The sequence below is a fragment of the Pseudomonas sp. B707 genome, from assembly GCF_022496685.1.
GTDB classification, from domain to species: Bacteria; Pseudomonadota; Gammaproteobacteria; order Pseudomonadales; family Pseudomonadaceae; genus Aquipseudomonas; species Aquipseudomonas paraglycinae.
In genome coordinates, this window is record NZ_WTVE01000019.1 from 160,840 (window position 1) to 185,917 (window position 25,078).

The following is a 25,078-nucleotide window of genomic DNA, read 5'->3' on the forward strand; positions in this document are numbered from 1 at the left end:
TTTGAAACTTTTAGTCCTGAGTTTTTATTATCAGCCGGATCTGTCCGCCGGCTCATTCCGCACCACGGCACTGGTAAAGGCATTGCTGGATAAATTGCCGGCTGATGCCCATATCGAACTGATCACGACACTGCCCAATCGCTACAGCTCATTCAGCAGCGAAGCGCCCGAGCTTGAAGAACATCCGCGCCTGACCATACGCCGTATCGCCCTGCCCGCTCACAAAAGCGGGATGGTCGATCAGGCAAAAGCGTTTCTGGTCTACGCCAGACATGTGCGCAACTTCGCTCGCGGCAAGCACTACGACCTTGTTTATGCAACGTCTTCACGCCTGATGACCGCAACACTTGGAGCCGTCATTGCCCGCAGCAAGAAAACACCACTGTACCTCGACATCCGTGACATTTTCGTGGACACCATCAAGGACGTTCTATCCGGGAAGATGGTGCGGTTCATCAAACCGATCCTCTCGTTGCTCGAACGCTTCACGATAAAGTCGGCGCGCAAAGTCAACCTGGTCTCAGCAGGCTTTCTTCCTTACTTCAAATCCAGATACCCGGACCAGAAGTATTCGCTGTTTACCAACGGTATCGATGACGAATTCCTCAACCTGCCGATTGTGAACACCGAAGACAACCAGGACCGCATTCTGGATGTGGTGTACGCAGGAAACTTCGGGGAAGGTCAGGGCCTTCACAACATCATCCCTCAACTGGCAAAACGCCTTGAAGGAAAGGTGCGATTCAAGGTAATCGGTGATGGCGGCCGACTGGCTGCATTGAAAGACGCCATCAATGCGTCCAAGTGCAACAATGTCGACCTGCTGAGCCCGGTCAAACGCGACGAACTGATCGGCGTCTACCAATCAGCGGACATATTGTTTCTGCACCTGAATGACTACGATGCATTTCGTAAAGTATTGCCGTCCAAGCTGTTCGAATATGCTGCCCTGGGAAAACCGATCTGGGCGGGCATTGCAGGCTACGCGGCAGAGTTTGTGACCGAGCACATCGAAAATGCATCGGTATTTGCACCTTGTGATGTCGATGCGGCGGTCGAATCCTTCGAAAGACTGACGATCTCCACGACCCCACGCGCGGCCTTTATCGATCGGTTCTCCAGAGCGAATATCATGCGCGACATGGCTGTAGATGTAATCTCCACATCGGAAGTTTCCTGATCATGCGAATTCTACTTACAGGCGCAACGGGCTTTGTGGGACGCGGCCTGACACCTCTGCTGCTGGAGCAGGGTCATGAGGTTACCGCTGCCGTTCGCAAAAACTCGAATGAGCTCGACTCCCGTGCAACTCAGGCGCTGATCAGCGATCTGTCCAGCGAGCAGAACTGGATGTCGGTGCTGAGCGGACATGATGTCGTCATCCATTCGGCTGCCCGCGTGCATGTCATGAGCGACGAGTCATCCGACCCTCTTGCCGAATACCGCAAGACCAATGTCGAGGGCACGTTGAATCTCGCCCGGCAATCGGCTGAAGCAGGCATCCGAAGATTCATCTTCATCAGCTCAGTGAAAGTCAACGGCGAGAGCACAACCCCAGGCAACCCTTACAGCGCTGAAAGCCAACCTGTGCCTCTTGATCCCTATGGGATTTCAAAACTTGAGGCCGAACAGGGACTACGTGCGCTTTCCACAGAAACCGGGATGGAAGTAGTCATCATCCGTCCCGTACTGGTTTATGGGCCAGGCGTACAGGCCAACTTTCTCAGCATGATGCGCTGGCTCCACAAAGGCGTGCCGCTGCCATTCGGCGCACTTCACAACCGCCGCAGCCTCGTCGCACTGGACAATCTCACTGACCTGATTGCGACTTGCGTAGTCCATCCTGCTGCTGCGAACCAGACTTTCATGGTCAGCGATGGCGAAGACCTATCGACTACCATGCTTCTTCGGCGCATGGGCGCTGCGTTGGGCAAACCTGTCCGAATGCTGCCAATCCCCGGCTGGGTACTTGAAACCGGGGCATCGATGCTGGGCAAGCAAGCCCTGGCCCAACGACTGTGCGGTTCACTTCAGGTAGATATTGAAAAAACACGTACCCTTTTGAACTGGACCCCGCCCGTCTCTGTCGATGAGGCGCTGCGTAAAACGGCTAAACACTTTCTGGACCTGCGAATCAAATGAATATGTGGTGGTTATTACCGGCTTGCGCCGTCGTTGCACTGTTTCTGACCGGAGCCCTACGGCAATATGCGCTGGCTAAAAGCCTTATAGACGTGCCCAATGCCCGAAGCTCCCACGCCGTCCCCACCCCAAGAGGTGGCGGCGTTGCGATCGTTGTGAGCTTTCTGGTCGCACTGATATTGGCGACAAGCATGGGTGCCATCACCTTGCCGACGATGTGGGCATTGATGGGGGCAGGTGTCGGCATCGCAGTACTGGGCTTTCTGGATGATCACGGCCATATCGTCGCCCGCTGGCGCTTGCTGGGTCATTTCATTGCAGCCATTTGGGCACTTTACTGGATAGGCGGCTTACCACCCCTGACGGTCTTCGGATTCGTATTTGACCTGGGTTGGGTTGGCAATGTATTGGCCGCGTTTTATCTGGTCTGGCTGCTGAACCTGTATAACTTCATGGATGGTATCGATGGCATTGCCAGCGTCGAGGCGATTTTTGTTTGCCTGGGTGCAACGTTGCTTTATTGGCTGACGGGCAATGGTGTATTGGCCCTCCTCCCGCTTCTGCTTGCCTTCGCAGTGTCCGGTTTTTTGTATTGGAACTTCCCGACAGCTCGCATCTTCATGGGGGATGCTGGTAGCGGCTTCCTCGGGATCACTCTGGGCGTCCTCTCCCTGCAGGCTGCCTGGGCCGCACCACAATTGCTGTGGAGCTGGCTGATTCTGCTGGGCGTGTTTATCGTCGATGCAACCTGGACTTTGTTCCGCCGGCTGCTACGGGGAGAAAAAGTCTACGAAGCTCACCGTAGCCATGCTTATCAATTCGCTTCTCGAAAATACAAAAAGCACCTGCCCGTCACGCTGGGCGTTGCCGCGATCAATCTTTGCTGGCTGTTGCCGATTGCGCTATTGGTGGCTAACGGTTACCTGGACGGTCTGCTGGGGGTTCTGATTGCTTATGTGCCATTAGCAGCGCTGGCAGTGAAGTTCAATGCTGGAGGCAAGGAATAAGCCAGAGGTGATTTAGTATTTTGTTGCAGAAACAATTGAGGGGAAGCCATGGCTTCCCCTCTTTATTCTGCTCAGGAAACTTAAAAAATCTAAATCGAAGGTTTGCGCCGAGCGCGTAGAGCACGACCCAATAACAGACGTAACAGAGGGCCGATGATCATACCGACCAAGAGTGCCGCCAACATTACGACAGAAGCGGGTAAATGAGGTGCTTCCCAACCGAGAAACAGCAGGGATACTGTTTGCTGATTTTCAAGTACAAATGCCAGGATTACCAGAACCAGCAGCAGTAGAAATCCTCCCAAGAGGATTCGTTTGAGATTAGTCATAAACTGCTTCCCTGGTCATATCTACTATTCATCCTCTTCCTCATTCACTCGATCCCGAAGCTCTTTGCCTGGCTTGAAATGGGGAACGAACTTTCCGTCAAGACTGACAGACTGCCCTGTCTTCGGGTTGCGGCCGACACGCGGCGCACGATAGTGCAATGAAAAGCTGCCAAAACCACGAATCTCGATACGATCCCCCGTGGCCAGACACTGGGACATTTGCTCAAGCATGGTCTTGATGGCCAGCTCAACATCCTTGGATGAGAGCAGCCCCTGATGGGTGACAATTCGTTCGATCAACTCCGACTTCGTCATATTTTTCCCTTCTTTTTCAAGCAGCTAGATCAGCGCTTGAAAGGTTTTAGCACGCCCGGAAGATTTTGAACAGCCCAGGGCTTGACATATCTTTCCGCTCGCCGAAACGCCCATTTTCAGGGCATCGGATCGCATGCACGCCAACGCTCACTCACCGACAAATCACCAGCATGGTTCGAGTGACATAGCCGGCAGGATTGAAACCAAAGGGAAACTCATCCTCATCCCGCGCATCATCAGATCGCGTGATCACCTTGTAACCCGCCCCCTTGCATTCCTTGGCTGCGCGCTTCTGACACCTCTCCCAGCCCGAACCCAAGCCGGAGCAGTCAACCTCGATACCGCTGACTCCGCGCACCGCATGAGTCTTGGCGCTAGTCGTACAGCCTGCCAACACCAACATACCCAACAAAACTATAAACTTGTTCATTCACATCCTTATGCCAGGCGCCTGCCCGACTACTGCGATCTTCAGACTAAGCCTAGACGCGAATAGACGATTGATCCGATTAAAGAAACAGACCGCCCGGCAAAGGAAATGGTTTCACCCGTATAACCAGAGAGCGAGGCTTACCAAATCGCAGGCACAAAAAAGGGCGACCGAAGTCGCCCTTTTTAATGATCAGACAGAACTCAGTTCTGTTTGGCCATTGCTTGACGCAGCAGTGCCGCCATGGTGGTGTCAGCTGCTTCACCTTCCGGAGCGGTTTTCAGGCTCTGGATGGCTTCTTTCTCTTCAGCATCGTCTTTCGATTTGATCGACAGCTGGATTACGCGGCTCTTACGATCAACGCTGATGATCTTGGCTTCTACTTGCTGGCCTTCTTTCAGAACGTTGCGCGCGTCTTCAACGCGGTCACGGCTGATTTCGGAGGCTTTCAGAGTCGCTTCGATATCGTCGGCCAGAACGATGATGGCGCCTTTGGCGTCAACTTCTTTCACGGTGCCAGTAACGATTGCGCCTTTGTCGTTAACCGAGACGTACTCGGAGAACGGATCGCTTTCCAGTTGCTTGATACCCAGGGAGATACGCTCACGCTCCGGGTCAACCGACAGGATAACGGTGTCCAGCTCGTCGCCCTTCTTGAAACGACGTACGGCTTCTTCGCCCACTTCGTTCCAGGAGATGTCGGACAGGTGAACCAGACCGTCGATGCCGCCGTCCAGACCAATGAAGATACCGAAATCGGTGATCGACTTGATGGTGCCGGAGATCTTGTCGCCCTTGTTGAACTGGCCAGAGAAGTCTTCCCATGGGTTCGACTTGCACTGCTTGATGCCCAGGGAGATACGACGACGCTCTTCGTCGATGTCCAGAACCATGACTTCCACTTCGTCGCCGACTTGTACGACTTTCGAAGGGTGGATGTTCTTGTTGGTCCAGTCCATTTCCGAAACGTGTACCAGACCTTCAACGCCTTCTTCCAGCTCAGCGAAGCAGCCGTAGTCGGTCAGGTTGGTCACACGAGCGGTAACACGAGTGCCTTCTGGGTAACGGGCTTTGATAGCAACCCATGGATCTTCGCCCAGTTGTTTCAGGCCCAAGGAAACACGGTTGCGTTCGCGATCGTATTTCAGAACCTTGACATCGATTTCGTCACCAACGTTGACGATCTCGGAAGGATGCTTGATGCGCTTCCAGGCCATGTCGGTGATGTGCAGCAGGCCGTCCACGCCACCCAGATCGACGAATGCGCCGTAATCGGTGAGGTTTTTGACGATACCTTTGACTTGCTGGCCTTCCTGCAGGGATTCCAGCAGAGCTTCACGCTCGGCGGAGTTCTCGGCTTCCAGGACGCTGCGACGGGAAACGACAACGTTGTTGCGCTTCTGGTCCAGCTTGATGACCTTGAATTCCAGCTCTTTGCCTTCCAGGTGCGTGGTGTCGCGCACTGGACGGACGTCAACCAGGGAACCTGGCAGGAACGCACGGATGCCGTTAACGTCGACAGTGAAGCCGCCTTTAACCTTACCGTTGATAACGCCCTTGACCACTTCCTCGGCTGCGAAGGCTGCTTCCAGAACGATCCAGCATTCAGCGCGCTTGGCTTTTTCACGGGACAGCTTGGTTTCGCCGAAACCGTCTTCAACCGAGTCCAGAGCAACGTGAACTTCGTCACCGACGTTGATGTTCAGTTCGCCAGCGTCGTTGTAGAACTGCTCCAGAGGGATCAGTGCTTCGGACTTCAGGCCAGCGTGAACGGTTACCCAGCGAGCTTGGTAATCGATATCAACGATAACACCGGTGATGATGGAGCCTGCCTGAAGGTTCAGGGTCTTTAGGCTTTCTTCAAAGAGTTCCGCAAAGCTTTCGCTCATTTTAATTCCTGTTGATTAGGGCGAAAAATACGCCCGTCTCCACATCCCAGACGATGCGGGTCAGTTTCATTTAAAGGAAGCCACCGCAGGACTATGACTGGTCCCCTGCGGCCTTCCTGGTCACCCGGCGATATCGCGAATGGCGATCTCGCTCATGATGCGTTCCAGCACCTGATCGATGGACAACTCCGTGGAATCCAGCTGTATGGCGTCGGCCGCCGGCTTTAGCGGGGCCACCGCTCGCTGGGTATCACGCTCGTCGCGCGCACGGATCTCATCTAGCAGACTCGACAGACTAACACCCTCGACTTTGCCCTTCAACTGCAAATATCGACGGCGCGCCCGCTCCTCGGCACTGGCGGTCAGGAAAATCTTCAGGGGCGCATTCGGAAATACCACCGTGCCCATGTCGCGACCATCGGCCACCAGGCCCGGCGATTCCTGGAAAGCACGCTGGCGCTGCAGCAGCGCCTCGCGCACGGCCGGCAATGCAGCCACCTGAGAAGCGCCGGAACCGACGCTTTCAGTGCGGATGACATCGCTGACTTCGTCACCTTCCAGAATGATGCGTTGCAGTTGACCGTCGGTCGCCGCGATGAACTGCACATCCAGATGAGCGGCCAGTTTCTTCAGCAGCTCTTCATTGGTCAGGTCAACACCATGGTTGTGCGCAGCAAACGCCAGCAGGCGATACAGCGCACCGGAATCCAGCAGATTCCAGCCCAGACGCTTGGCCAGAATCCCGGCTACGGTGCCTTTGCCCGAGCCGCTTGGCCCATCGATGGTGATGACCGGAGCAATATTGTTCACGACTGAGCCTCTTGCGCCACACGAATGCCGACCTGTGCGCACAGCGCCAGGAAGTTCGGGAACGATGTCGCGACGTTGGCGCAGTCATGGATGCGGATCGGTGCCGTGGCGCGCAGCGAGGCCACGCTGAAAGCCATCGCGATACGGTGATCGCCATGACCATGCACTTCGCCGCCGCCGATCTGGCCGCCGTCGATGATGATGCCGTCCGGGGTCGGTTCGCACTTGACGCCCAGCGCCAGCAGACCGTCCGCCATGACCTGGATACGGTCCGACTCCTTGACCCGCAGCTCTTCGGCGCCGGTCAGCACGGTACGCCCTTCGGCACAGGCCGCGGCCACGAACAGCACCGGGAATTCGTCGATCGCCAGTGGAACCAGCGCTTCCGGAATCTCGATACCCTTGAGTTTAGCCGCTCGCACGCGCAGGTCGGCAACCGGCTCGCCACCCACTTCACGCTGGTTTTCCAGAGTGATGTCGGCGCCCATCAGGCGCAGGATGTCGATCACACCGGTACGGGTCGGGTTGATGCCGACGTGCTCGAGTACCAGTTCCGAGCCTTCAGCAATCGACGCCGCCACCAGGAAGAATGCCGACGACGAGATATCGCCCGGCACTTCAATGTGGGTCGCGGTCAGCTTGCCGCCGGACTCAACCGATGCCGTGGCACCGTTGACGCTCACCGGATAGCCGAAGCCGCGCAGCATGCGCTCGGTGTGGTCACGGGTCGGAGCTGGCTCGGTAACGGTAGTCTTGCCTTCGGCGTACAGACCCGCCAGCAGCAGGCAGGACTTAACCTGAGCACTGGCCATCGGCATGGTGTAGGTCAGGCCTTTGAGCTTGTGACCGCCACGAATGGTCATCGGTGGACGACCCTCGGCAGCGGTTTCGATCACGGCACCCATTTCCCGGAGCGGGTTGGCGACGCGATTCATCGGACGCTTGGACAGCGAAGCATCACCGGTCAGAGTGCTGTCGAAGTCCTGCGCGGCCAGCAGGCCGGACAGCAGGCGCATCGAAGTGCCGGAGTTGCCCAGATAGATCGGGCCCGGCGCAGGCTTCAGGCCATGCAGGCCGACACCGTGGATGGTCACGCGGCCGTGATGCGGGCCTTCGATGACCACGCCCATGTCGCGGAACGCCTGCAAGGTCGCCAAGGCGTCTTCGCCCTCGAGGAAGCCTTCGACTTCGGTGACGCCTTCAGCCAGGGAACCGAGCATGATCGAACGGTGGGAAATCGATTTGTCACCCGGTACGCGAATCCGACCGGACAGGCGGCCACCAGGTTGAGCCAGGAAAATCAGATCGTTGGAATTCATAGCGTCCACATAGGCCCTGCGGGCCAGGATTTTACTGAAATGCTCGCGGGCAACCCGGGCGCGCGTGAAGACGCCCAACAATTGGTGCCCATCCCCTGCATCGACCGCGTCGCGCAAGGCGTCGAGGTCGCTGCGAAATGTATCGAGTGTGCGCAGGACAGCCTCGCGATTGGCGAGAAAGATGTCATGCCACATGACCGGGTCGCTTCCGGCGATTCTTGTGAAATCACGGAAACCGCCCGCAGCGTAACGGAAGATCTCAAGGTTTTCATTGCGTTTGGCCAGCGAATCGACCAGACCGAAGGCCAGCAGGTGCGGCAGATGACTGGTCGCAGCCAGCACTTCATCGTGACGCTCGACCTGCATGTGCTCAACGTCGGCACCCAGCTCGCGCCACAAGCGATCAACCACCGCCAGGGCAGCCGGATCGGTCTGCTCCAGCGGGGTCAGAATCACTTTATGACGGCGGAACAGTTCCGAGTTGGAGGCTTCCACCCCGCTCTGCTCGGAACCGGCAATCGGATGGCCCGGCACGAAACGCGCCGGCATGCCGCCGAACGCTTCGGTCGCCGCGCGCACCACATTGCCCTTGGCGCTGCCGACATCCGTCAGGATCGCCTGCCCCAGATCCATACTGGCCAGACGGGCCAGCACTTTTTCCATGGCCAGGATCGGTACCGCCAACTGGATCACGTCCGCGCCCTGGCAAGCCGCTGCCAGATCATCTTCGCAGCGATCCACCACGCCCAACTCGACCGCCAGCTTGCGCGATTGCGGATCGAGATCGACCCCGACCACTTCGCGGCACACGCCGCTTTCACGCAAACCTTTGGCAAACGAACCACCGATCAACCCCAGACCGACCACCACCAGACGCCCGATCATAGGTGCAGCAGATTGCAGCGCAGTGACATCAACCACGAGCCAGAACCTTGCGCAGCGCTTCGAGGAAGCGGCTGTTTTCCGCCGGCAGACCGATGGTCACCCGCAGATGGTTCGGCATGCCGTAGTTGGCCACCGCACGCACGATCACGCCTTCGCGCAGCAGGCCCTGGAACACCGGAGCCGCCACCTGACCGAGGTCGACGCAGATAAAGTTGCCCCTGGAAGGAATCCAGCTCAGGCCCAGCTCGCGGAAACCCGCTTCCAGCTGTTGCATGCCGGATTCATTGAGCTGACGGCTCTGCGCCAGATACTCCTCGTCCTTCAGCGCCGCACACGCCGCGGCCAAAGCCAGGCTGTTGACGTTGAACGGCTGGCGTACACGGTTCAGCACGTCCGCCACCACCGGGGTGGACAAGCCGTAACCAACGCGCAGCGCCGCCAGACCGTAGGCCTTGGAGAACGTGCGCGAGACCAGCAGGTTCGGATAAGCCGCGAGGAAATCCAGACCATCCGGCAGATCGCTGCCTTCGGCGTATTCGATGTAGGCCTCGTCCAGCACCACCAGCACATGTTCCGGCACGTCCTGCAGGAACTCGTCCAGCGCTTCGGCGCCGAACCAGGTGCCGGTCGGGTTGTTCGGGTTGGCGATGAACACGACGCGGGTGCTGGCGTCGATGGCCGCCAGCATCGCTGGCAGGTCATGACCCCAGTCCTTGGCCGGAACGACCTTGGCCTGAGCGCCGACCGCCTGGGTCGCGATCGGGTAGACCGCGAACGCGTGCTCGCTGAACACGGCATTCAGGCCCGGCGCCAGATAGGCGCGCGCCACCAGTTCAAGAATGTCGTTGGAGCCGTTGCCCAGGGTCACCTGGTTCAGCTCGACACGGCACTGCTCGGCCAGCAGGGATTTCAGGGCAAAACCGTTGCCGTCCGGATAACGAGTCAGCTCGTCCAGCGCTTCGCGGATCGCGTCCAGCGCTTTCGGGCTGGCGCCCAACGGGTTTTCGTTGCTCGCCAGTTTGACGATGCTTGCCGGATCCAGATCCAGCTCGCGCGCCAGTTCGTCCACGGGCTTGCCCGGTACGTAGGGCGAAAGTTGTTGCACGCCCGGCTGTGCCAGAGCGAGGAAGTTGCCACTCATTGCTACCACCCCTTAAAGAACTGCTTTCGGGTAGGAACCCAGCACCTTGAGTGCTACTGCTTCCTGACTGATCTTTTCCAGTACACCTTTGATCAGCGGATCACGGTGATGACCAACGAAGTCGATGAAGAACACGTAGGTCCATTTGCCGCTGCGCGACGGACGGGTTTCGATCCGGGTCAGGTCGATCCCGTTGTCATGGAACGGCACCAGCAGCTCATGGAGCGCGCCGGGCTTGTTGCTCATGGATACGATGATCGACGTCTTGTCGTCGCCGGTCGGCGGCACTTCCTGGTTACCGATCATCAGGAAGCGCGTGGAGTTGTCCGGGCGATCCTCGATCTTCTCGGCCAGACGGGTCAGGCCATACAGCCCGGCCGCCATGTCACCGGCGATCGCCGCCGAGTTCCACTCGCCCTTGACCCGCTTGGCCGCCTCGGCGTTGCTGGAAACCGCCACGCGCTCGACATTCGGATAATGGGCGTCCAGCCACTTGCGGCACTGGGCCAGCGACTGAGCGTGGGAATAAATGCGGCTGATGCTGTCGGTCTTGGTGTTTTCACCGACCAACAGGTGGTGGTGAATGCGCAACTCGACTTCGCCACAGATGACCATGTCGTGTTCGAGGAAGCTGTCGAGGGTATGGTTGACCGCGCCTTCGGTGGAGTTCTCCACCGGCACCACGCCGAAATTCACCGCACCGGCTGCCACTTCACGGAACACTTCGTCGATCGCCGCCATCGGCTTGCTGATCACCGCGTGACCGAAGTGCTTCATGGCCGCCGCTTGGGTGAAGGTGCCTTCCGGACCGAGATAAGCCACTTTCAGCGGGTTCTCGAGAGCCAGGCACGAAGACATGATTTCGCGGAACAAGCGCGCCATCTCTTCGTTGCCCAGCGGCCCCTTGTTGCGTTCCATCACACGCTTGAGGACCTGCGCCTCACGCTCGGGACGGTAGAACACCGGCTGCTCGCCTTCGGCCAGACTGGCCATCTTGACCCGGGCAACTTCTTCGGCGCAGCGCGCGCGATCGCTGATCAGCTGGAGGATCTTCTCGTCCAGGTTATCGATGCGAACGCGCAGCGCCTTGAGCTCCTGCTCGGACATCAGGAATGCTCCTTCTCGAATTCAGCCATGTAGCCAACCAGCGCTTCGACGGCGTCCAGACCCAGGGCGTTGTAGATCGAGGCACGCATGCCGCCAACCGAGCGATGGCCCTTGAGGTTGAGCAGACCACGGGCGTCGGCGCCAGCCAGGAACGCCTTGTCCAGGCGCTCGTCAGCCAGACGGAACGGCACGTTCATCCACGAGCGGGCGTTGACGCTGATCGGGTTGGTATAGAAGTCGCTGTTGTCGATGAAGCCGTACAGGCGATCTTTCTTCGCCTTGTTGCGCTGCTCCATTGCAGCGACACCGCCCTGCTCCTTCAGCCACTCGAACACCAGGCCCGAGAGGTACCAGGAATAGGTGGCAGGGGTGTTGTACATCGAGCCGTTATCGGCGGAGATCTTGTAGTCGAGCATGGTCGGGCACGAACTGCGGGCGCGACCCAGCAGGTCTTCACGGACGATCACTACCACCAGACCGCTCGGGCCGATGTTCTTCTGCGCGCCGGCGTAGATCAGGCCGTACTGCGACACATCGATCGGACGCGAGAGGATATCGGAGGACATGTCGACCACCAGCGGAACGTCACCAGCCTCGGGAACCCAGTCGAACTGCAGGCCGCCGATGGTTTCGTTGGACGCATAGTGCAGATAGGCCGCACCCGGGGTCAGGTTCCATTCGTTCTGGCCGGGGATGGCCAGGTAGTCATAAGGCTTGGCGCTGGCAGCAACGTTGATGTTGCCGAAGCGACGCCCTTCCTCGATGGCTTTCTTCGACCAGATGCCGGTTTCGACATAGTCGGCAGTACCGTTCTCGGGCAGCAGGTTCAGCGGAATCTCGGCGAACTGTTGGCTCGCACCGCCCTGCAGGAACAGCACTTTGTAATTGGAGGGGATGGACAGCAGGTCGCGCAGGTCTTGTTCGGCCTTCTCGGCGATGGCCACGTAGTCATCGCTGCGATGGCTCATTTCCATGACCGACAGACCCTTGCCGTGCCAGTCGAGCATCTCGGACTGCGCACGCAACAGGACAGCTTCAGGCAGCGCAGCGGGACCTGCGCAGAAGTTATAGGCTCGTTTGCTCACATCCACTCTCGCTATGCAATCACGGTAGCGGACAGAGCAAACACTCTGCCCTGCTACGATTTGGTTAGTCTTGCGACTCTTCTTCGTCTGCGGCGTCCGCCTGCAGGTTGTCGACCGCATCGTCCGGTTCGGCGCCGATCACGCCCTCTCCCAGTTCGACACCTTCTTCACCTTCAAGCTCTTCACCCTCGACTTCCGACGGCTCCTGGACCCGCTCCAGACCGACCAGGGTCTCATCCTTGGCCAGCTTGATCAGGGTCACGCCCTGGGTGTTACGACCCAGGCTGGAAACTTCGTCGACACGGGTACGCACCAGCGTGCCCTGGTCGGAAATCAGCATGATCTCCTCGCCATCGAGCACCTGAACCGCACCGACCAGACGGCCGTTACGCTCGTTGCTGACCATGGCGATCACGCCCTGGCCGCCACGTTTGTACTCAGGGAACTCGGTGATCGCGGTGCGTTTGCCGTAGCCACGCTCGGAAGCGGTGAGGATCTGGCTGCCTTCTTCCGGGATCAGCATCGAAATCAGCTTCTGCCCTTCCGGCAGACGCATGCCGCGCACACCGCGGGCGGTACGGCCCATGGCACGCACGTCGGATTCCTTGAAGCGGGTGACCTTGCCGCCGTCGGAGAACAGCATTACTTCACGCTCGCCATCGGTGATGGCCGCGGAGATCAGCACGTCACCCTCGTCCAGTTCCAGCGCGATCAGACCGACGCTGCGCTGACGGCTGAAGGATTCCAGCGGGGTCTTCTTCACGGTGCCGTTGGCGGTGGCCATGAAGATGTAGTGACCTTCGGTGTATTCCTCGACCGGCAGCATGGTGGTGATGTACTCACCATCATCCAGCGGCAGCAGGTTGACCAGCGGACGACCACGGGCGGCGCGGGACGCTTCAGGGATTTCGTAGGTTTTCAGCCAGTACACCTTGCCCTTGCTGGAGAACAGCAGCAGCGTGGTGTGGCTGTTGGCGACCAGCAGGTGAGCGATGTAGTCCTCATCCTTCACGCCGGTAGCCGATTTGCCTTTACCGCCACGACGCTGGGCCTGGTACGCAGCCAGCGGCTGGGTCTTGGCATAGCCACCGTGGGAGATGGTCACGACGCGCTCCTCTTCCGGGATCATGTCGCCCAGGGTCAGGTCGAGACGGGCATCGAGGATTTCGGTGCGGCGCACGTCGCCGTATTCGGCACGGATCACTTCCAGCTCTTCGCGGATCACTTCCATCAGGCGCACGGCGCTGTTGAGGATGCGGATCAGCTCGCCGATCTGGTTGAGGATCTCTTGATACTCGGCCAGCAGCTTTTCGTGCTCCAGACCGGTCAGACGGTGCAGACGCAGCTCCAGAATGGCTTGCGCCTGTTCTGGCGACAGGAAGTACTTGCCGTCGCGCAGCCCGTATTGCGGATCGAGGTTTTCCGGACGGCACGAATCGGCACCGGCACGTTCCACCATCGCCACCACAGCCGAGGATTCCCACGGCGTGCTGACCAGCGCTTCCTTGGCTTCCGACGGCGTCGGCGAAGCCTTGATCAGGGCGATCACCGGGTCGATGTTCGACAGGGCAACGGCCTGACCTTCGAGGATGTGACCGCGCTCGCGCGCCTTGCGCAGTTCGAACACGGTACGGCGGGTAACCACTTCGCGACGGTGACGGACGAAGGCTTCCAGCAGGTCCTTGAGGTTCAGGATCCGCGGACGGCCGTCGATCAGCGCAACGATGTTGATGCCGAATACCGATTGCAGCTGGGTCTGGGCGTAGAGGTTGTTGAGGATCACCTCAGGCACTTCGCCGCGACGCAGTTCGATCACGACGCGCATACCGTCCTTGTCGGACTCGTCGCGCAGTTCGGTGATGCCTTCGAGTTTCTTCTCTTTTACCAGCTCGGCGATCTTCTCGATCAGGCGTGCCTTGTTCAGCTGGTAAGGGAGTTCGGTGATGACGATCTGCTGACGGCCACCGACCTTGTCGATGTCTTCGATGATCGAACGGGCGCGCATGTAAATGCGGCCACGGCCGGTGCGGTAGGCTTCGATGATGCCGGCGCGACCGTTGATGATCGCGGCAGTCGGGAAGTCCGGACCGGGAATGTATTGCATCAGCTCATCGACGGTCAGCTCGGGGTTGTCGATGAGGGCCAGGCAACCGTCGATGACTTCACCGAGGTTGTGCGGCGGAATATTGGTCGCCATGCCCACGGCGATACCGCTGGAACCGTTGACCAGCAGGTTCGGAACGCGGGTCGGCATGACCGCCGGGATCAGCTCGGTGCCGTCGTAGTTCGGCACCCAGTCCACGGTTTCCTTGTGCAGGTCGGCCAGCAGCTCGTGCGCCAGCTTGGTCATGCGCACTTCGGTGTATCGCATGGCCGCGGCGTTGTCGCCGTCCACCGAACCGAAGTTGCCCTGGCCGTCGACCAGCAGGTAACGCAGGGAGAAAGGCTGCGCCATGCGGACGATGGTGTCGTACACCGCGGTATCACCGTGCGGGTGATACTTACCGATCACGTCACCGACGACACGGGCAGATTTCTTGTACGGCTTGTTGAAGTCGTTGCCCAGCTCGCTCATCGCGAACAGCACGCGACGGTGCACGGGCTTCAAGCCATCGCGCGCATCCGGCAGTGCACGGCCGACGATCACGCTCATCGCGTAGTCGAGATAGGACTGTTTCAGCTCGTCTTCGATATTGACCGGGAGGATTTCTTTGGCCAGTTCGCCCATGAGAAGCCTGATTCCTTTTTCTGGTGAAACTTCGCCATATCCATAGGGGACGCACGAAGCTCGTCGATGCAGGCCGAGTGCCATGCGCCGACTTACGACAAATCGACAAGTTGACCCTGGATTTGCGCAGTGAAGACAACCCCGTGGGACTGCCTCGGAAAACGCCGGATGTTATCACAAGAGCCGCCACGCACCTATCCCCCAGATGCGCATGGAGCATAGTTAGATGACCGATGACAGGCTTAACGGGGACGAGAGAAGCTCAGAGCTTCCCTGAATGCAAATTTCGGGGCGAAATTGCGGATGTTTATTGACTTTCAAGGCCCCATCGCGAGCAGGCTCGCTCCCGCAAGGTTCTGTGGCGATCACAAAACCTGTGGGAGCGAGCCTGCTGCGAAGAGGACAACGCGGACATCAAGCCAATCAATGCAGGCGCTTGCGGCACATCAACTGCGCCATTTTCGCGGTGTCCGGGCGCTCGACGATGCCTTTTTCGGTGACGATCGCATCGATCAGATCCGCCGGGGTCACGTCAAACACCGGGTTGAACGCTTCGACGTCAGCCCCGACACGTTTGCCGCCAACCTCCAGCAACTCGGCGCCGTCGCGCTCCTCGATCGGGATGTCGTCACCGCTGGCCAGATTCATGTCGATGGTCGAACTCGGCGCCACCACCATGAAACGCACGCCGTGGTGCATGGCGTTGACCGCCAGTTGATAGGTGCCGATCTTGTTCGCCACATCGCCGTTGGCGGTGATCCGGTCGGCGCCGACGATCACCCAGGTCACGCCTTTGGTTTTCATGATATGCGCGGCGGCAGAGTCAGCGTTCAGGGTCACCGGAATGCCTTCGTTGGCCAGCTCCCACGCGGTCAGACGCGAGCCTTGAAGCCACGGCCGGGTTTCGTCGGCGTAGACGCGCTCGACCATGCCCTCGATGAACGCCGCGCGAATCACCCCGAGCGCCGTCCCGAAACCGCCGGTGGCCAGGGCGCCGGTGTTGCAGTGAGTGAGAATTGCCTGAGCATTGCCCTGATGCTTGCGGATCAGGTCGACGCCGAGCTGGGCCATGGTCAGGTTGGCTTCACGATCGCTTTCATGAATCGCAATGGCTTCGGCTTCCAGCGCCGCCAGCGGATCGGCGTTTTCCTTCAAGCGGTCCAGCCGGTCGTGCATGCGGTTCAACGCCCAGAACAGGTTGACCGCTGTCGGACGGGAATCGGCCAGCAACATGAAATCCTCTTCCAGCGACGCATACCAGTCGCCACCTTCGGCAATCCGGGCACGGGCCGCCAACACGATGCCGTACGCGGCACTGATGCCGATGGCCGGCGCACCGCGCACCACCATCGAACGAATTGCCTCGGCCACGCCGGCGGCGCTGGTGTAGGCGATCCAGTTTTCCTCGAACGGCAAAACGCGCTGATCCAGCAGGTGGAGCGCGCCATCACGCCAATCGATGGCCTTTACTTTCTCCGCAGCCAACAGTCGATCGCGCATCCCTCACCCCGCACTCATGAACAAAAGCCGCCGATTATAGCGATCCCCCCGCGAAGACGCTCGGGTATACTTCGCCATCCTTTACAAAAGCACTGGAACCGACCCTCGATGCCGAAACCTGCCATTGCGCTCGACTTATTATTGCTGCCGACCTGGCTGGTACCCGTCGAACCTGCAGGCGTTGTGCTCAAGGAGCATGGCCTGGGCATCCGCGACGGTCGCATCGTGTTTATCGGCCCGCGTGCCGAAGCGCTGAAGTGTAACGCCGCCGAAGTCCGCGAACTGCCGGACGTTTTGCTCAGCCCCGGCCTGATCAACGCCCACGGCCACGCCGCGATGACGCTGTTCCGTGGGCTGGCCGACGATCTGCCGCTGATGACCTGGCTGGAAAACCACATCTGGCCGGCCGAAGGCAAATGGGTCGATGAAGATTTTGTGCGTGACGGCACCGACCTGGCCATCGCCGAGCAGATAAAAGGTGGCATCACCTGTTTCTCGGACATGTACTTCTTCCCGAAGGTTGCCAGCGAGCGCGTGCACAACAGCGGAATCCGCGCGCAGATCGCGATTCCGATCCTCGACTTCCCGATTCCGGGTGCCGCCAGCGCCGATGAAGCCATTCGTCAGGGCGTCGAACTGTTCGGCGACCTGAAGCATCACGAGCGCATCAAGATCACCTTCGGCCCTCATGCACCCTACACCGTGGGCGACGAGAACCTGGAAAAAATCCGCGTGATCGCCGAAGAGCTGGACGCCTCGATACACATGCACGTCCACGAAACCGCGTTCGAAGTGCAGCAAGCGGTCGAACAGCGCGGCGAACGCCCGCTGGCCCGCCTTGGCCGACTGGGCTTGCTCGGCCCGCGCTTCCAGGCCGTGCACATGACCCAGATCAGCGATGACGACCTGGCGTTGCTGGTAGAAAGCAACACCAGCGTGATCCACTGCCCGGAGTCGAACCTGAAACTGGCCAGCGGCTTCTGCCCGGTGGAGCGCCTGTGGCAGGCCGGAGTCAACGTGGCGGTCGGCACCGATGGCGCCGCGAGCAACAATGACCTGGACCTGCTGGGTGAAACCCGCACTGCCGCTCTGTTGGCCAAAGCCGTCGCCGGCTCGGCCACCGCGCTGGACGCCCACCGGGCGCTGCGCATGGCCACGCTGAACGGCGCGCGAGCCTTGGGGATCGAAGCCGAGACCGGCTCGCTGGAGCTCGGCAAGGCGGCCGACATCGTCGCCTTCGACCTGTCCGGCCTGGCGCAACAACCGGTCTATGACCCGGTCTCGCAGCTTATATACGCCACCGGTCGCGACTGCGTGAAACACCTGTGGGTTGCCGGCAAGCAGTTGCTCGACGACCGGCGCCTGACCCGACTGGACGAACAACAGCTCGGCGAAACCGCCCGGGCCTGGGGCCGACGCATCAGCGGCCACACCGAATCGTAAACACCCCGGGGCAAACTCCGGGGCTACAGCCCTTTTCAAGTTTTAGAGGATTGAAATCATGAGCAACGTCGACCACGCCGAAATCGCCAAATTCGAAGCCCTGGCCCATCGTTGGTGGGACCGCGAGAGCGAGTTCAAACCGCTGCACGACATCAACCCGCTGCGGGTCAACTGGATTGACAAACGCGTCAATCTGGCCGGCAAGAAGGTCCTCGACGTCGGTTGCGGCGGCGGCATCCTCAGTGAAGCCATGGCTCAGCGCGGCGCGACCGTGACCGGCATCGACATGGGCGAAGCGCCACTGGCGGTCGCGCAACTGCATCAGCTGGAATCCGGCGTGAACGTCGAATACCGGCAGATCACCGCCGAAGCCCTGGCCGAAGAAATGCCCGAGCAGTTCGACGTCGTCACCTGCCTGGAAATGCTCGAGCACGTACCGGACCCTTCCTCGGTGATCCGCGCCTGCTTCCGCATGGTCAAGCCCGGCGGCCAGGTGTTCTTCTCCACCATCAACCGCAACCCGAAGGCGTACCTGTTCGCCATCGTCGGCGCCGAATACATCATGAAGCTGCTGCCGCGCGGCACTCACGACTTCAAGAAATTCATCCGCCCGTCCGAGCTGGGCGCCTGGAGCCGCATGGCCGGCCTGACCGTCAAGGACATCATCGGTCTGACCTACAACCCGCTGACCAAGCACTACAAGCTGGCGGCGGACGTTGACGTCAACTACATGATCCAGACCCTGCGCGAGGAGTAAGCCGATGGCCATCAGAGCAGTCCTTTTCGACATGGACGGCACTCTGCTCGACACCGCGCCGGACTTCATCGCCATTTGCCAGGCGATGCGCGCGGATCGCGGCTTGCCGCCAATGAACGACAAACACATCCGCGATGAAATCTCCGGCGGCGCCAAGGCCATGGTCGCGGTGACGTTCTCGATGGATCCGGAGTCGCCGGGCTTCGAGGAATTGCGTCTGGAGTTCCTTGAGCGCTACCTCGTCGGTTGTGCCGTGCACAGCAAGCTGTTCGACGGCATGGGCGAATTGCTGGCCGACATCGAGAAAGCCCATCTGGTCTGGGGCGTGGTCACCAACAAGCCGCTGCGCTTCGCCGAGCCGATCATGCAGCAACTGGGGCTGGCCGAGCGCTCGGCCCTGCTGATCTGCCCGGATCACGTGAAGAACAGCAAGCCGGATCCCGAGATGCTGACCCTGGCCTGCAAGATGCTTGATCTGGATCCGTCGACCGTTCTGTTTATCGGCGATGATCTGCGCGATATCGAATCCGGCCGTGACGCCGGCACCAAAACCGCTGCCGTGACCTATGGCTACATCCACCCCGACGACAACCCTCGGCACTGGGGCGCGGACGTGGTGGTGGATCATCCGCTGGAGTTGCGCAAGGTGCTCGACAACGCGCTGTGCAGTTGCTGAGTGGTGCGGCAAAGCGACCATCGCTGAATTCCCGCGCATGACGCGGGAACGATCAGAAGTTAATGGATTAGAGGTTTCTTATGTTTGATTACTCCGCTCGCCCCGAATTGCTCAAGGATCGGGTCATTCTGGTCACCGGTGCCGGTCGTGGCATCGGCGCGGCTGCCGCCAGGACCTACGCCGCCCACGGCGCGACCGTGCTGCTGCTGGGCAAGACCGAAGCCAATCTGACCCAGATCTACGACGAGATCGAAGCGGCCGGGCATCCGCAGCCGGCCGTGATCCCGTTCAACCTCGAAACCGCCCTGCCCCATCAATACGATGAGCTGGCGGCGATGATCGAGACCGAGTTCGGCCACCTCGATGGCCTGCTGCACAACGCCTCGATCATCGGCCCGCGCACGCCGATCGAGCAGTTGTCCGGTGAAAACTTCATGCGCGTCATGCAGGTCAACGTCAACGCGATGTTCATGCTGACCAGCACGCTGCTGCCACTGCTCAAACTTTCGCAGGACGCCTCGGTGGTCTTCACCTCCAGCAGCGTCGGGCGCAAGGGCCGTGCTTACTGGGGCGCCTATGGCGTGTCGAAGTTCGCCACCGAAGGCCTGATGCAAACCCTGGCCGACGAAGTCGAAAACGTCGCCCCGGTACGCTCCAACAGCGTCAATCCGGGCGCCACTCGCACCAGCATGCGCGCTCAGGCTTACCCGGGTGAAAACCCGCTGAACAATCCGACACCAGAAGAAATCATGCCGGTCTATCTGTACCTGATGGGCCCGGACAGCACCGGCATCAATGGCCAGGCCTTCAACGCCCAGTAATGCCATACGTCGCATTTGTTGCCGTGGCGGAATACCGTCGCGGCATGCAATTGCCGTTTTGAGCACGGCAAATTCAGTCAAATAACCACCGCCCTTCCTTCCGTAAAAATCTCAAGCCATTGATTCAAAACGGTTTTAATAAAATATGAACCGTATGGCACGACTTTCGCTCTACATTTCCTCAAAGCACGCCGAGTGAAGGCAGTCGGGCAAGGCCTGATTCGATAGCTGACTAATCGTCATCGGGCAGACTAAACTTACGCCAAATGTCCTACGGGACTGATGGATCAGTATGACGCGCAGCCCATAGCCGCTCTCACCCAGCCTGTAAGACAGACTTACTGCTTAGGGGCTCACGCCATATGAAATCACCCTCCCAGACCACTGCAATTGACTTCGACAGTGCCAAATTGCAACGCCTGGGCTTTGGTCAGCAGCCGCCCCTCCTGGCGCGACCTGTCAGCCTGGCGCAATTGCGCCAGCAAATGTGCCTGCAACTGCAAACCAGCCTTGAGCCTCAACGCATCCTCGGTCTGTTTTTTCGCGAAGTTCAGCGTCTTGTGCCGCTGGACGCCTTGACCTACGTAAACAACGGCAGCGATCTGCGCATGGAGTTCGGTGCCCGCGGCCACCACTCGGCCAGCTACAGCCTCAGCCACGAAGGCGAGCACATGGGTGAGCTTATATTCCGCCGCAACCAGCGCTTCAGCGAACAGGAGCTGGGCAATCTCGAATCGTTGCTGTCTGCGCTGCTGTATCCGATGCGCAATGCCCTGCTGTACCGCGCCGCTACGCATAGCGCCCTGCGGGATCCACTGACCGGTGCCGGCAACCGCATTGCCATGGAACAGACACTGCACCGCGAAATCGAGATGTCCCGCCGGCACCTGCAACCGCTGTCGTTGCTGATGCTGGACATCGACCACTTCAAGCAGGTCAACGACCTCCATGGTCACAGCGCCGGCGACGACGTGCTCAAAGCCGTGGCGGCATCGATCAAGGGTCAGTTGCGCAACGTCGACATGGTGTTCCGTTATGGCGGGGAAGAGTTTCTGATCCTGCTGTCCAACACCGGTCGCGATGCGGCCGCCATGGTCGGCGAGCGCCTGCGCCAGGCAGCGCAGTCCCAGGATTACTACGCAAATAACCAATTGATCGAACTGACCGTGAGCCTCGGCTGCTCGACTCTGTTGCCGGGCGAATCCGCCGACAGCCTGCTGCGCCGCGCCGACAGCGCGCTGTATGTCGCCAAGCGTGAAGGGCGAAATCGCCTGACCATGGCGGGCTGATTATTCGCCGCCAACAAAAAACGGGAGCCAAGGCTCCCGTTTTTTTATGGATGTTGCCGAAATCAGCTCTCGACCAGTGCCCGACGCTCACGCCCGACTAACACCCGCTCCGACAGTTCGAGCTGCATGCAGCGCTCGAGGAACAGGTACATGTAGTCGTAGCTCTTGCAGATGGCCTGTCGCAGCTCCGCCTGCAAGGCTTTGCTCGGGTTCATCCCGGCCAGGGTGCAGATGATCTCCAGTGCCTCCCACGGATGGGCATCATCGTACTGGGCGTGCATCTTCAGCCACTTCATGGCCCGCTTGCGATCCTCTTCAGGGAAGGCCGCGGCGTAGACACCCGTCGAACACACCAGCGCCGACCACTCCCCGGTCGCGCCTTCGATGGCGTAGTTGGTGGCCGCGATGGCCACGATCAGTGAATCCGCCGAACTGGTGTGCCAGCACCAGTGGCTCAGGGCATGCAATTCCGGTGGCACTTGCTGCGCCTGCAGGTCTTCCAGGCTCACCCCATGAGCCCGGCTCCAGTGCAGCCAGTAATCGGCGTGGTTGAGTTCGACGCGAATGTTGCGCATCAACCAGCGCCGCGCCATGTCTTCACCCGGATGACGGGCGAATTTGGTCTTGGTGAGGTTCTGCGCCATGTACAACGCGAATTGCTCAACGACGGGCCAGCCCCCGATCAGGTACTGGCGCATGGTTTTGGCGCTGAGCTTGTTATCACGCATGCGCAGATAAAGTTCATGTTCGACAACCCGGCGTTTGCTCTCGCTGCAATCCTGGATCAACTGTTGCGCCCAGGCGGGATAACTTGCAGCTTCCATGAGTGGTCCGGTTCGGTTGAATGTGTCGATCACTGTTCGGCTCCTTTTGATTTGTGATTGTACGGATCGGCAAGAGACTTCAACGGAACGTGCCAGGCGCCTTGAATAACAACGGCTGCGGTCTGGCGGGCCGACTTTGCAAACTGTCACAGGTAAACAACTGCGGGCGTTCGATGACATAACCCTGAGCGTAATCCACGCCGATTTCAAGCAATGCCTGCTCGATCTGCGCTGTTTCGACAAACTCGGCAATTGTCTGCTTACCCATGACATGCCCGATGTGATTGATCACTTCGACCATTGCACGGTTAATCGGGTCGTCCAGCATATCCTTTACGAAACTCCCGTCGATCTTCAGGAAGTCTACAGGCAAATGTTTCAGATAAGCGAATGAAGACATTCCGGCACAAAAGTCATCGAGTGAGAAATAACAACCCAAGCCTTTGAGTTCATTAATAAATCTGATTGCACTCCCGAGATTTGCAATGGCACTGGTTTCTGTAATTTCAAAACAAATCATTTCAGGCGGTACGCCGTAGTTATCAAACTGCTCGCGTAGAAAGTGCAAGAACGCGTCATCTCCGATAGTAATGCCTGAAAGATTAATCGCACACATTGCCAGAGGGCCTTCGCACTCTTCGTTAATACATTGAGCAATAACCTTAAATACATTCTGCACAACCCAGCGATCCAGCGACGTCATCAAACCGTAACGTTCCGCCGCGGGTATGAAACTGTCCGGCAGGATCATCCGGCCTGCCTCATCGTGCAGACGCAACAGGATTTCGATGTGCCCGCGGGTGCCACCGGCAACCGAACCCAGTGGTGCGATTTCCTGGGCGTAGAGACAGAAGCGGTTTTCCTCCAAAGCCATATGCAGGCGTTGCACCCAAGCCATCTCGCCAAAACGCAGGGACAGTTCCGAGTCGTCGGCGTGGTAGACCTGCACCCGGTTGCGGCCCTTTTCCTTGGCCATGTAGCAAGCCATGTCGGCGGCCCGCAACGAGGCCTCGAGGGTGGTCGGGTTCTGTGCGACGTGCACCAGACCAATGCTGACGGTGGTCAGGAACGGCCGCCCCTTCCAGACGAAATGCAGGTTTTGCACGGTCTGACGCAGGCTCTCGGCGATCTTCTCGGCCGCCTCCGGTGCGCAGTTCTCCAGCAGGATGCCGAACTCATCGCCGCCCAGCCGCGCCAGGGTGTCGCCCTCGCGAAGACCCGATTGCAGCAACGCACAGATATGGCGCAGCAACTCATCGCCTGCCGCGTGCCCGCAGGTGTCGTTGACCAGCTTGAACTGATCGAGATCGAGGAACATCAGCGCATGTCGCCCGGCCTGCCGCGTCAGGTTGTGCAGGGCCTGTTCGAGCCGGTATTCGAACTCGCGACGGTTGGCCAGGCCGGTCAGCGCATCGTGGGTGGCCTGCCACGACAGATTGGCGATGTATTGCCGCTCCTGAGTCATGTCATGCAGCACCAGCACCGTACCGCTGACCTTGCCGGCATTGCGGATCGGCGCACCGACCAGCGTCACCGACACGGTGCTGCCGTCCAGCCGCTGGATCAGCTTCGAATGCTCGCTGCCGCCGGTGAGCTGGCCACTGAGAATGTGCTCGATCAGGGTCAAGCCCTCGCTCTGGGCATTGTCATCCAGCAGGTTGAACAGCGCCGCCAAGGGCAGACCGGCAGCCTGCTCGGCCTTCCAGTGAGTCAACGCCTCGGCGGCCGGGTTCATGTAATCGATCGCCCCGCTGACGTCGGTGGTGATCACCCCGTCGCCGATCGAGTGCAGGGTCACATGGGCCCGGTCCTTTTCCAGTTGCAGCGCTTCGGCGAAGGCATGTCGCTGCTTGAGCAGTTTGCGGGTGCGCAGCAGCGCCAGCACGATCAGGCCCAGCGCAGTGGCGAGGTTGGTGAACAGCAGCAGGCGCAGGATCATCCGCGAACCTTCACCCAAGGCATCGCTGAACGCCTTGGCGGCCGGGGTCACGCCGTCATTGATCGCAAAGATCCGGTCTTTCCAGCGGCGGATATCGGCTTCGGTGGCGGCATTGGCGGTGATGCGCTGATGCATCTCCTGCGCCACGCCGTCGAGTTCCACCAGATAGGCGTCGCCCAGCGTCCAGCGGTCGATGGCGGTTTCCAGATAACTGAAGTGACGAAAGTTCAGGTACAGCCAGATCAGACTGGAAACGTCGTCCGGGTGGTTGCCGCCCTTGAGAATGCCCTCACGCGCCGCTTGCAGGTCGGGCGGTTGCTTGTCCAGCGCCAGGCGCAATTGATGGCCGCCCTGAGGCACGGCAATGGCGTTCTGGTATTTAAGGTAAATCGCCTCGTCGCGACTGTCCGCGTAGAGATTGAGGTAATAGATCGCGTCTTTCTGGCCCTTGGACCAAAGGCTTTCACCAGCGACATAGCCGCGAACGGCCGACAGGACGTAAAGACTCACGCCCCCCAACAAGGCTTGAAACAACACGACGGCGATAAATGGCCAGACGATGCCCAGCAACCGAGGCGTTCCGAGAGTCCGCTTTTGCTTCATGGAGTTCCTTGCGTGGTCACTGCCTGATTGTCCGTCTCT

21 protein-coding genes are annotated in these 25,078 nt (G+C 59.5%); 8 read left to right on the top strand and 13 right to left on the bottom strand.

Going from position 1 to position 25,078, the window contains the following annotated elements; genetic code table 11:
* Position 1 precedes the first annotated feature (1 nt).
* From GQX66_RS09615 to GQX66_RS09625, 3 genes are read left to right on the top strand one after another with little or no spacing between them, the layout of a single operon-like run.
* Positions 2-1,180, top strand: coding sequence for a glycosyltransferase family 4 protein (locus GQX66_RS09615; protein WP_085745002.1), 1,179 nt, complete (start codon positions 2-4; stop codon positions 1,178-1,180).
* Between the two features lie 2 nt (positions 1,181-1,182).
* Entirely contained in the window at positions 1,183-2,142 is a 960-nt protein-coding gene (locus tag GQX66_RS09620; RefSeq protein WP_085745003.1) for an SDR family oxidoreductase, read from the top strand.
* Positions 2,139-3,149, top strand: a complete 1,011-nt coding sequence (locus tag GQX66_RS09625; protein WP_085745004.1) for a glycosyltransferase family 4 protein — start codon at positions 2,139-2,141, stop codon at positions 3,147-3,149. The genes GQX66_RS09620 and GQX66_RS09625 overlap by 4 nt, the downstream gene beginning before the upstream one ends.
* Before the next feature lie 89 nt (positions 3,150-3,238).
* Here GQX66_RS09625 and GQX66_RS09630 read toward each other — a convergent pair whose 3' ends face one another.
* The 11 genes from GQX66_RS09630 to mtnA all read right to left on the bottom strand — a co-directional run bounded on the left by GQX66_RS09630 (position 3,239) and on the right by mtnA (position 16,687).
* A complete protein-coding gene (locus tag GQX66_RS09630) occupies positions 3,239-3,478 on the bottom strand; it encodes a LapA family protein (RefSeq protein WP_085745005.1) in 240 nt (79 codons plus the stop codon).
* Between the two features lie 24 nt (positions 3,479-3,502).
* Positions 3,503-3,793 (bottom strand): integration host factor subunit beta, encoded by a 291-nt coding sequence (gene ihfB, locus GQX66_RS09635; protein WP_085745006.1) that lies wholly within the window; start codon positions 3,791-3,793, stop codon positions 3,503-3,505.
* Between the two features lie 151 nt (positions 3,794-3,944).
* The gene (locus GQX66_RS09640; RefSeq protein WP_085745007.1) at positions 3,945-4,223 is read right to left on the bottom strand and encodes a hypothetical protein; all 279 of its coding nucleotides are present in this window, start codon (positions 4,221-4,223) and stop codon (positions 3,945-3,947) included.
* Between the two features lie 203 nt (positions 4,224-4,426).
* Positions 4,427-6,112: a 30S ribosomal protein S1 gene (gene rpsA, locus GQX66_RS09645; protein ID WP_085647508.1), complete on the bottom strand. Its 1,686-nt coding sequence runs from the start codon at positions 6,110-6,112 to the stop codon at positions 4,427-4,429.
* Between the two features lie 120 nt (positions 6,113-6,232).
* Complete coding sequence (gene cmk / locus GQX66_RS09650; RefSeq protein WP_085647507.1) at positions 6,233-6,922, bottom strand: (d)CMP kinase; 690 nt, start codon at positions 6,920-6,922, stop codon at positions 6,233-6,235.
* Positions 6,919-9,126 carry a bifunctional prephenate dehydrogenase/3-phosphoshikimate 1-carboxyvinyltransferase gene (locus GQX66_RS09655; protein ID WP_240868636.1) on the bottom strand — a complete coding sequence of 736 codons (2,208 nt, stop codon included), beginning with the start codon at positions 9,124-9,126 and terminating at the stop codon, positions 6,919-6,921. Before GQX66_RS09655 ends, cmk begins: the two co-directional genes overlap by 4 nt.
* Before the next feature lie 28 nt (positions 9,127-9,154).
* Entirely contained in the window at positions 9,155-10,267 is a 1,113-nt protein-coding gene (gene hisC, locus GQX66_RS09660) for a histidinol-phosphate transaminase (protein WP_240868481.1), read from the bottom strand.
* 12 nt (positions 10,268-10,279) lie between these two features.
* Positions 10,280-11,374 carry a prephenate dehydratase gene (pheA, locus tag GQX66_RS09665; RefSeq protein WP_007950913.1) on the bottom strand — a complete coding sequence of 365 codons (1,095 nt, stop codon included), beginning with the start codon at positions 11,372-11,374 and terminating at the stop codon, positions 10,280-10,282.
* Complete coding sequence (serC, locus tag GQX66_RS09670) at positions 11,374-12,459, bottom strand: 3-phosphoserine/phosphohydroxythreonine transaminase (protein ID WP_240868484.1); 1,086 nt, start codon at positions 12,457-12,459, stop codon at positions 11,374-11,376. The genes pheA and serC overlap by 1 nt, the downstream gene beginning before the upstream one ends.
* 64 nt (positions 12,460-12,523) lie before the next feature.
* On the bottom strand, positions 12,524-15,187 hold the full coding sequence (gene gyrA / locus GQX66_RS09675) for a DNA gyrase subunit A (protein ID WP_240868490.1): 2,664 nt from the start codon (positions 15,185-15,187) through the stop codon (positions 12,524-12,526).
* A gap of 423 nt (positions 15,188-15,610) precedes the next feature.
* On the bottom strand, positions 15,611-16,687 hold the full coding sequence (gene mtnA / locus GQX66_RS09680) for an S-methyl-5-thioribose-1-phosphate isomerase (protein WP_007950910.1): 1,077 nt from the start codon (positions 16,685-16,687) through the stop codon (positions 15,611-15,613).
* A gap of 108 nt (positions 16,688-16,795) precedes the next feature.
* On the opposite strand from mtnA, the gene GQX66_RS09685 reads away from it, so the two are divergent.
* The 5 genes from GQX66_RS09685 (at position 16,796) to GQX66_RS09705 (ending at position 21,673) form a co-directional block, all read left to right on the top strand.
* On the top strand, positions 16,796-18,130 hold the full coding sequence (locus tag GQX66_RS09685; RefSeq protein ID WP_007950908.1) for a TRZ/ATZ family hydrolase: 1,335 nt from the start codon (positions 16,796-16,798) through the stop codon (positions 18,128-18,130).
* Between the two features lie 58 nt (positions 18,131-18,188).
* Positions 18,189-18,887 carry a bifunctional 2-polyprenyl-6-hydroxyphenol methylase/3-demethylubiquinol 3-O-methyltransferase UbiG gene (ubiG, locus tag GQX66_RS09690; protein WP_240868505.1) on the top strand — a complete coding sequence of 233 codons (699 nt, stop codon included), beginning with the start codon at positions 18,189-18,191 and terminating at the stop codon, positions 18,885-18,887.
* 4 nt (positions 18,888-18,891) lie between these two features.
* Positions 18,892-19,563, top strand: a complete 672-nt coding sequence (gene mupP, locus GQX66_RS09695) for an N-acetylmuramic acid 6-phosphate phosphatase MupP (protein WP_085745014.1) — start codon at positions 18,892-18,894, stop codon at positions 19,561-19,563.
* An 80-nt stretch (positions 19,564-19,643) separates the two neighbouring features.
* Complete coding sequence (locus GQX66_RS09700; RefSeq protein ID WP_240868507.1) at positions 19,644-20,384, top strand: YciK family oxidoreductase; 741 nt, start codon at positions 19,644-19,646, stop codon at positions 20,382-20,384.
* A gap of 362 nt (positions 20,385-20,746) precedes the next feature.
* A complete protein-coding gene (locus tag GQX66_RS09705; protein ID WP_240868509.1) occupies positions 20,747-21,673 on the top strand; it encodes a GGDEF domain-containing protein in 927 nt (308 codons plus the stop codon).
* A gap of 62 nt (positions 21,674-21,735) precedes the next feature.
* On the opposite strand, the gene GQX66_RS09710 is transcribed toward GQX66_RS09705, so the two are convergent.
* Both GQX66_RS09710 and GQX66_RS09715 read right to left on the bottom strand, forming a co-directional pair.
* Positions 21,736-22,530, bottom strand: coding sequence for an iron-containing redox enzyme family protein (locus GQX66_RS09710; protein ID WP_085745017.1), 795 nt, complete (start codon positions 22,528-22,530; stop codon positions 21,736-21,738).
* Positions 22,531-22,576: 46 nt separating this feature from the next.
* Entirely contained in the window at positions 22,577-25,039 is a 2,463-nt protein-coding gene (locus GQX66_RS09715) for an EAL domain-containing protein (RefSeq protein WP_085745018.1), read from the bottom strand.
* Positions 25,040-25,078: the final 39 nt, after the last annotated feature.

What these genes read in the sequence shown, in the direction of transcription:
- GQX66_RS09620 (WP_085745003.1), top strand. Translation starts at nt 1,183, where the DNA reads ATGCGAATTCTACTTACAGGCGCAACGGGCTTTGTGGGACGCGGCCTG.
- GQX66_RS09625 (WP_085745004.1), top strand. Translation starts at nt 2,139, where the DNA reads ATGAATATGTGGTGGTTATTACCGGCTTGCGCCGTCGTTGCACTGTTT.
- GQX66_RS09630 (WP_085745005.1), bottom strand. Translation starts at nt 3,478, where the DNA reads ATGACTAATCTCAAACGAATCCTCTTGGGAGGATTTCTACTGCTGCTG.
- ihfB (WP_085745006.1), bottom strand. Translation starts at nt 3,793, where the DNA reads ATGACGAAGTCGGAGTTGATCGAACGAATTGTCACCCATCAGGGGCTG.
- GQX66_RS09640 (WP_085745007.1), bottom strand. Translation starts at nt 4,223, where the DNA reads ATGAACAAGTTTATAGTTTTGTTGGGTATGTTGGTGTTGGCAGGCTGT.
- rpsA (WP_085647508.1), bottom strand. Translation starts at nt 6,112, where the DNA reads ATGAGCGAAAGCTTTGCGGAACTCTTTGAAGAAAGCCTAAAGACCCTG.
- GQX66_RS09655 (WP_240868636.1), bottom strand. Translation starts at nt 9,126, where the DNA reads ATGATCGGGCGTCTGGTGGTGGTCGGTCTGGGGTTGATCGGTGGTTCG.
- hisC (WP_240868481.1), bottom strand. Translation starts at nt 10,267, where the DNA reads ATGAGTGGCAACTTCCTCGCTCTGGCACAGCCGGGCGTGCAACAACTT.
- pheA (WP_007950913.1), bottom strand. Translation starts at nt 11,374, where the DNA reads ATGTCCGAGCAGGAGCTCAAGGCGCTGCGCGTTCGCATCGATAACCTG.
- gyrA (WP_240868490.1), bottom strand. Translation starts at nt 15,187, where the DNA reads ATGGGCGAACTGGCCAAAGAAATCCTCCCGGTCAATATCGAAGACGAG.
- mtnA (WP_007950910.1), bottom strand. Translation starts at nt 16,687, where the DNA reads ATGCGCGATCGACTGTTGGCTGCGGAGAAAGTAAAGGCCATCGATTGG.
- GQX66_RS09685 (WP_007950908.1), top strand. Translation starts at nt 16,796, where the DNA reads ATGCCGAAACCTGCCATTGCGCTCGACTTATTATTGCTGCCGACCTGG.
- ubiG (WP_240868505.1), top strand. Translation starts at nt 18,189, where the DNA reads ATGAGCAACGTCGACCACGCCGAAATCGCCAAATTCGAAGCCCTGGCC.
- mupP (WP_085745014.1), top strand. Translation starts at nt 18,892, where the DNA reads ATGGCCATCAGAGCAGTCCTTTTCGACATGGACGGCACTCTGCTCGAC.
- GQX66_RS09700 (WP_240868507.1), top strand. Translation starts at nt 19,644, where the DNA reads ATGTTTGATTACTCCGCTCGCCCCGAATTGCTCAAGGATCGGGTCATT.
- GQX66_RS09705 (WP_240868509.1), top strand. Translation starts at nt 20,747, where the DNA reads ATGAAATCACCCTCCCAGACCACTGCAATTGACTTCGACAGTGCCAAA.
- GQX66_RS09715 (WP_085745018.1), bottom strand. Translation starts at nt 25,039, where the DNA reads ATGAAGCAAAAGCGGACTCTCGGAACGCCTCGGTTGCTGGGCATCGTC.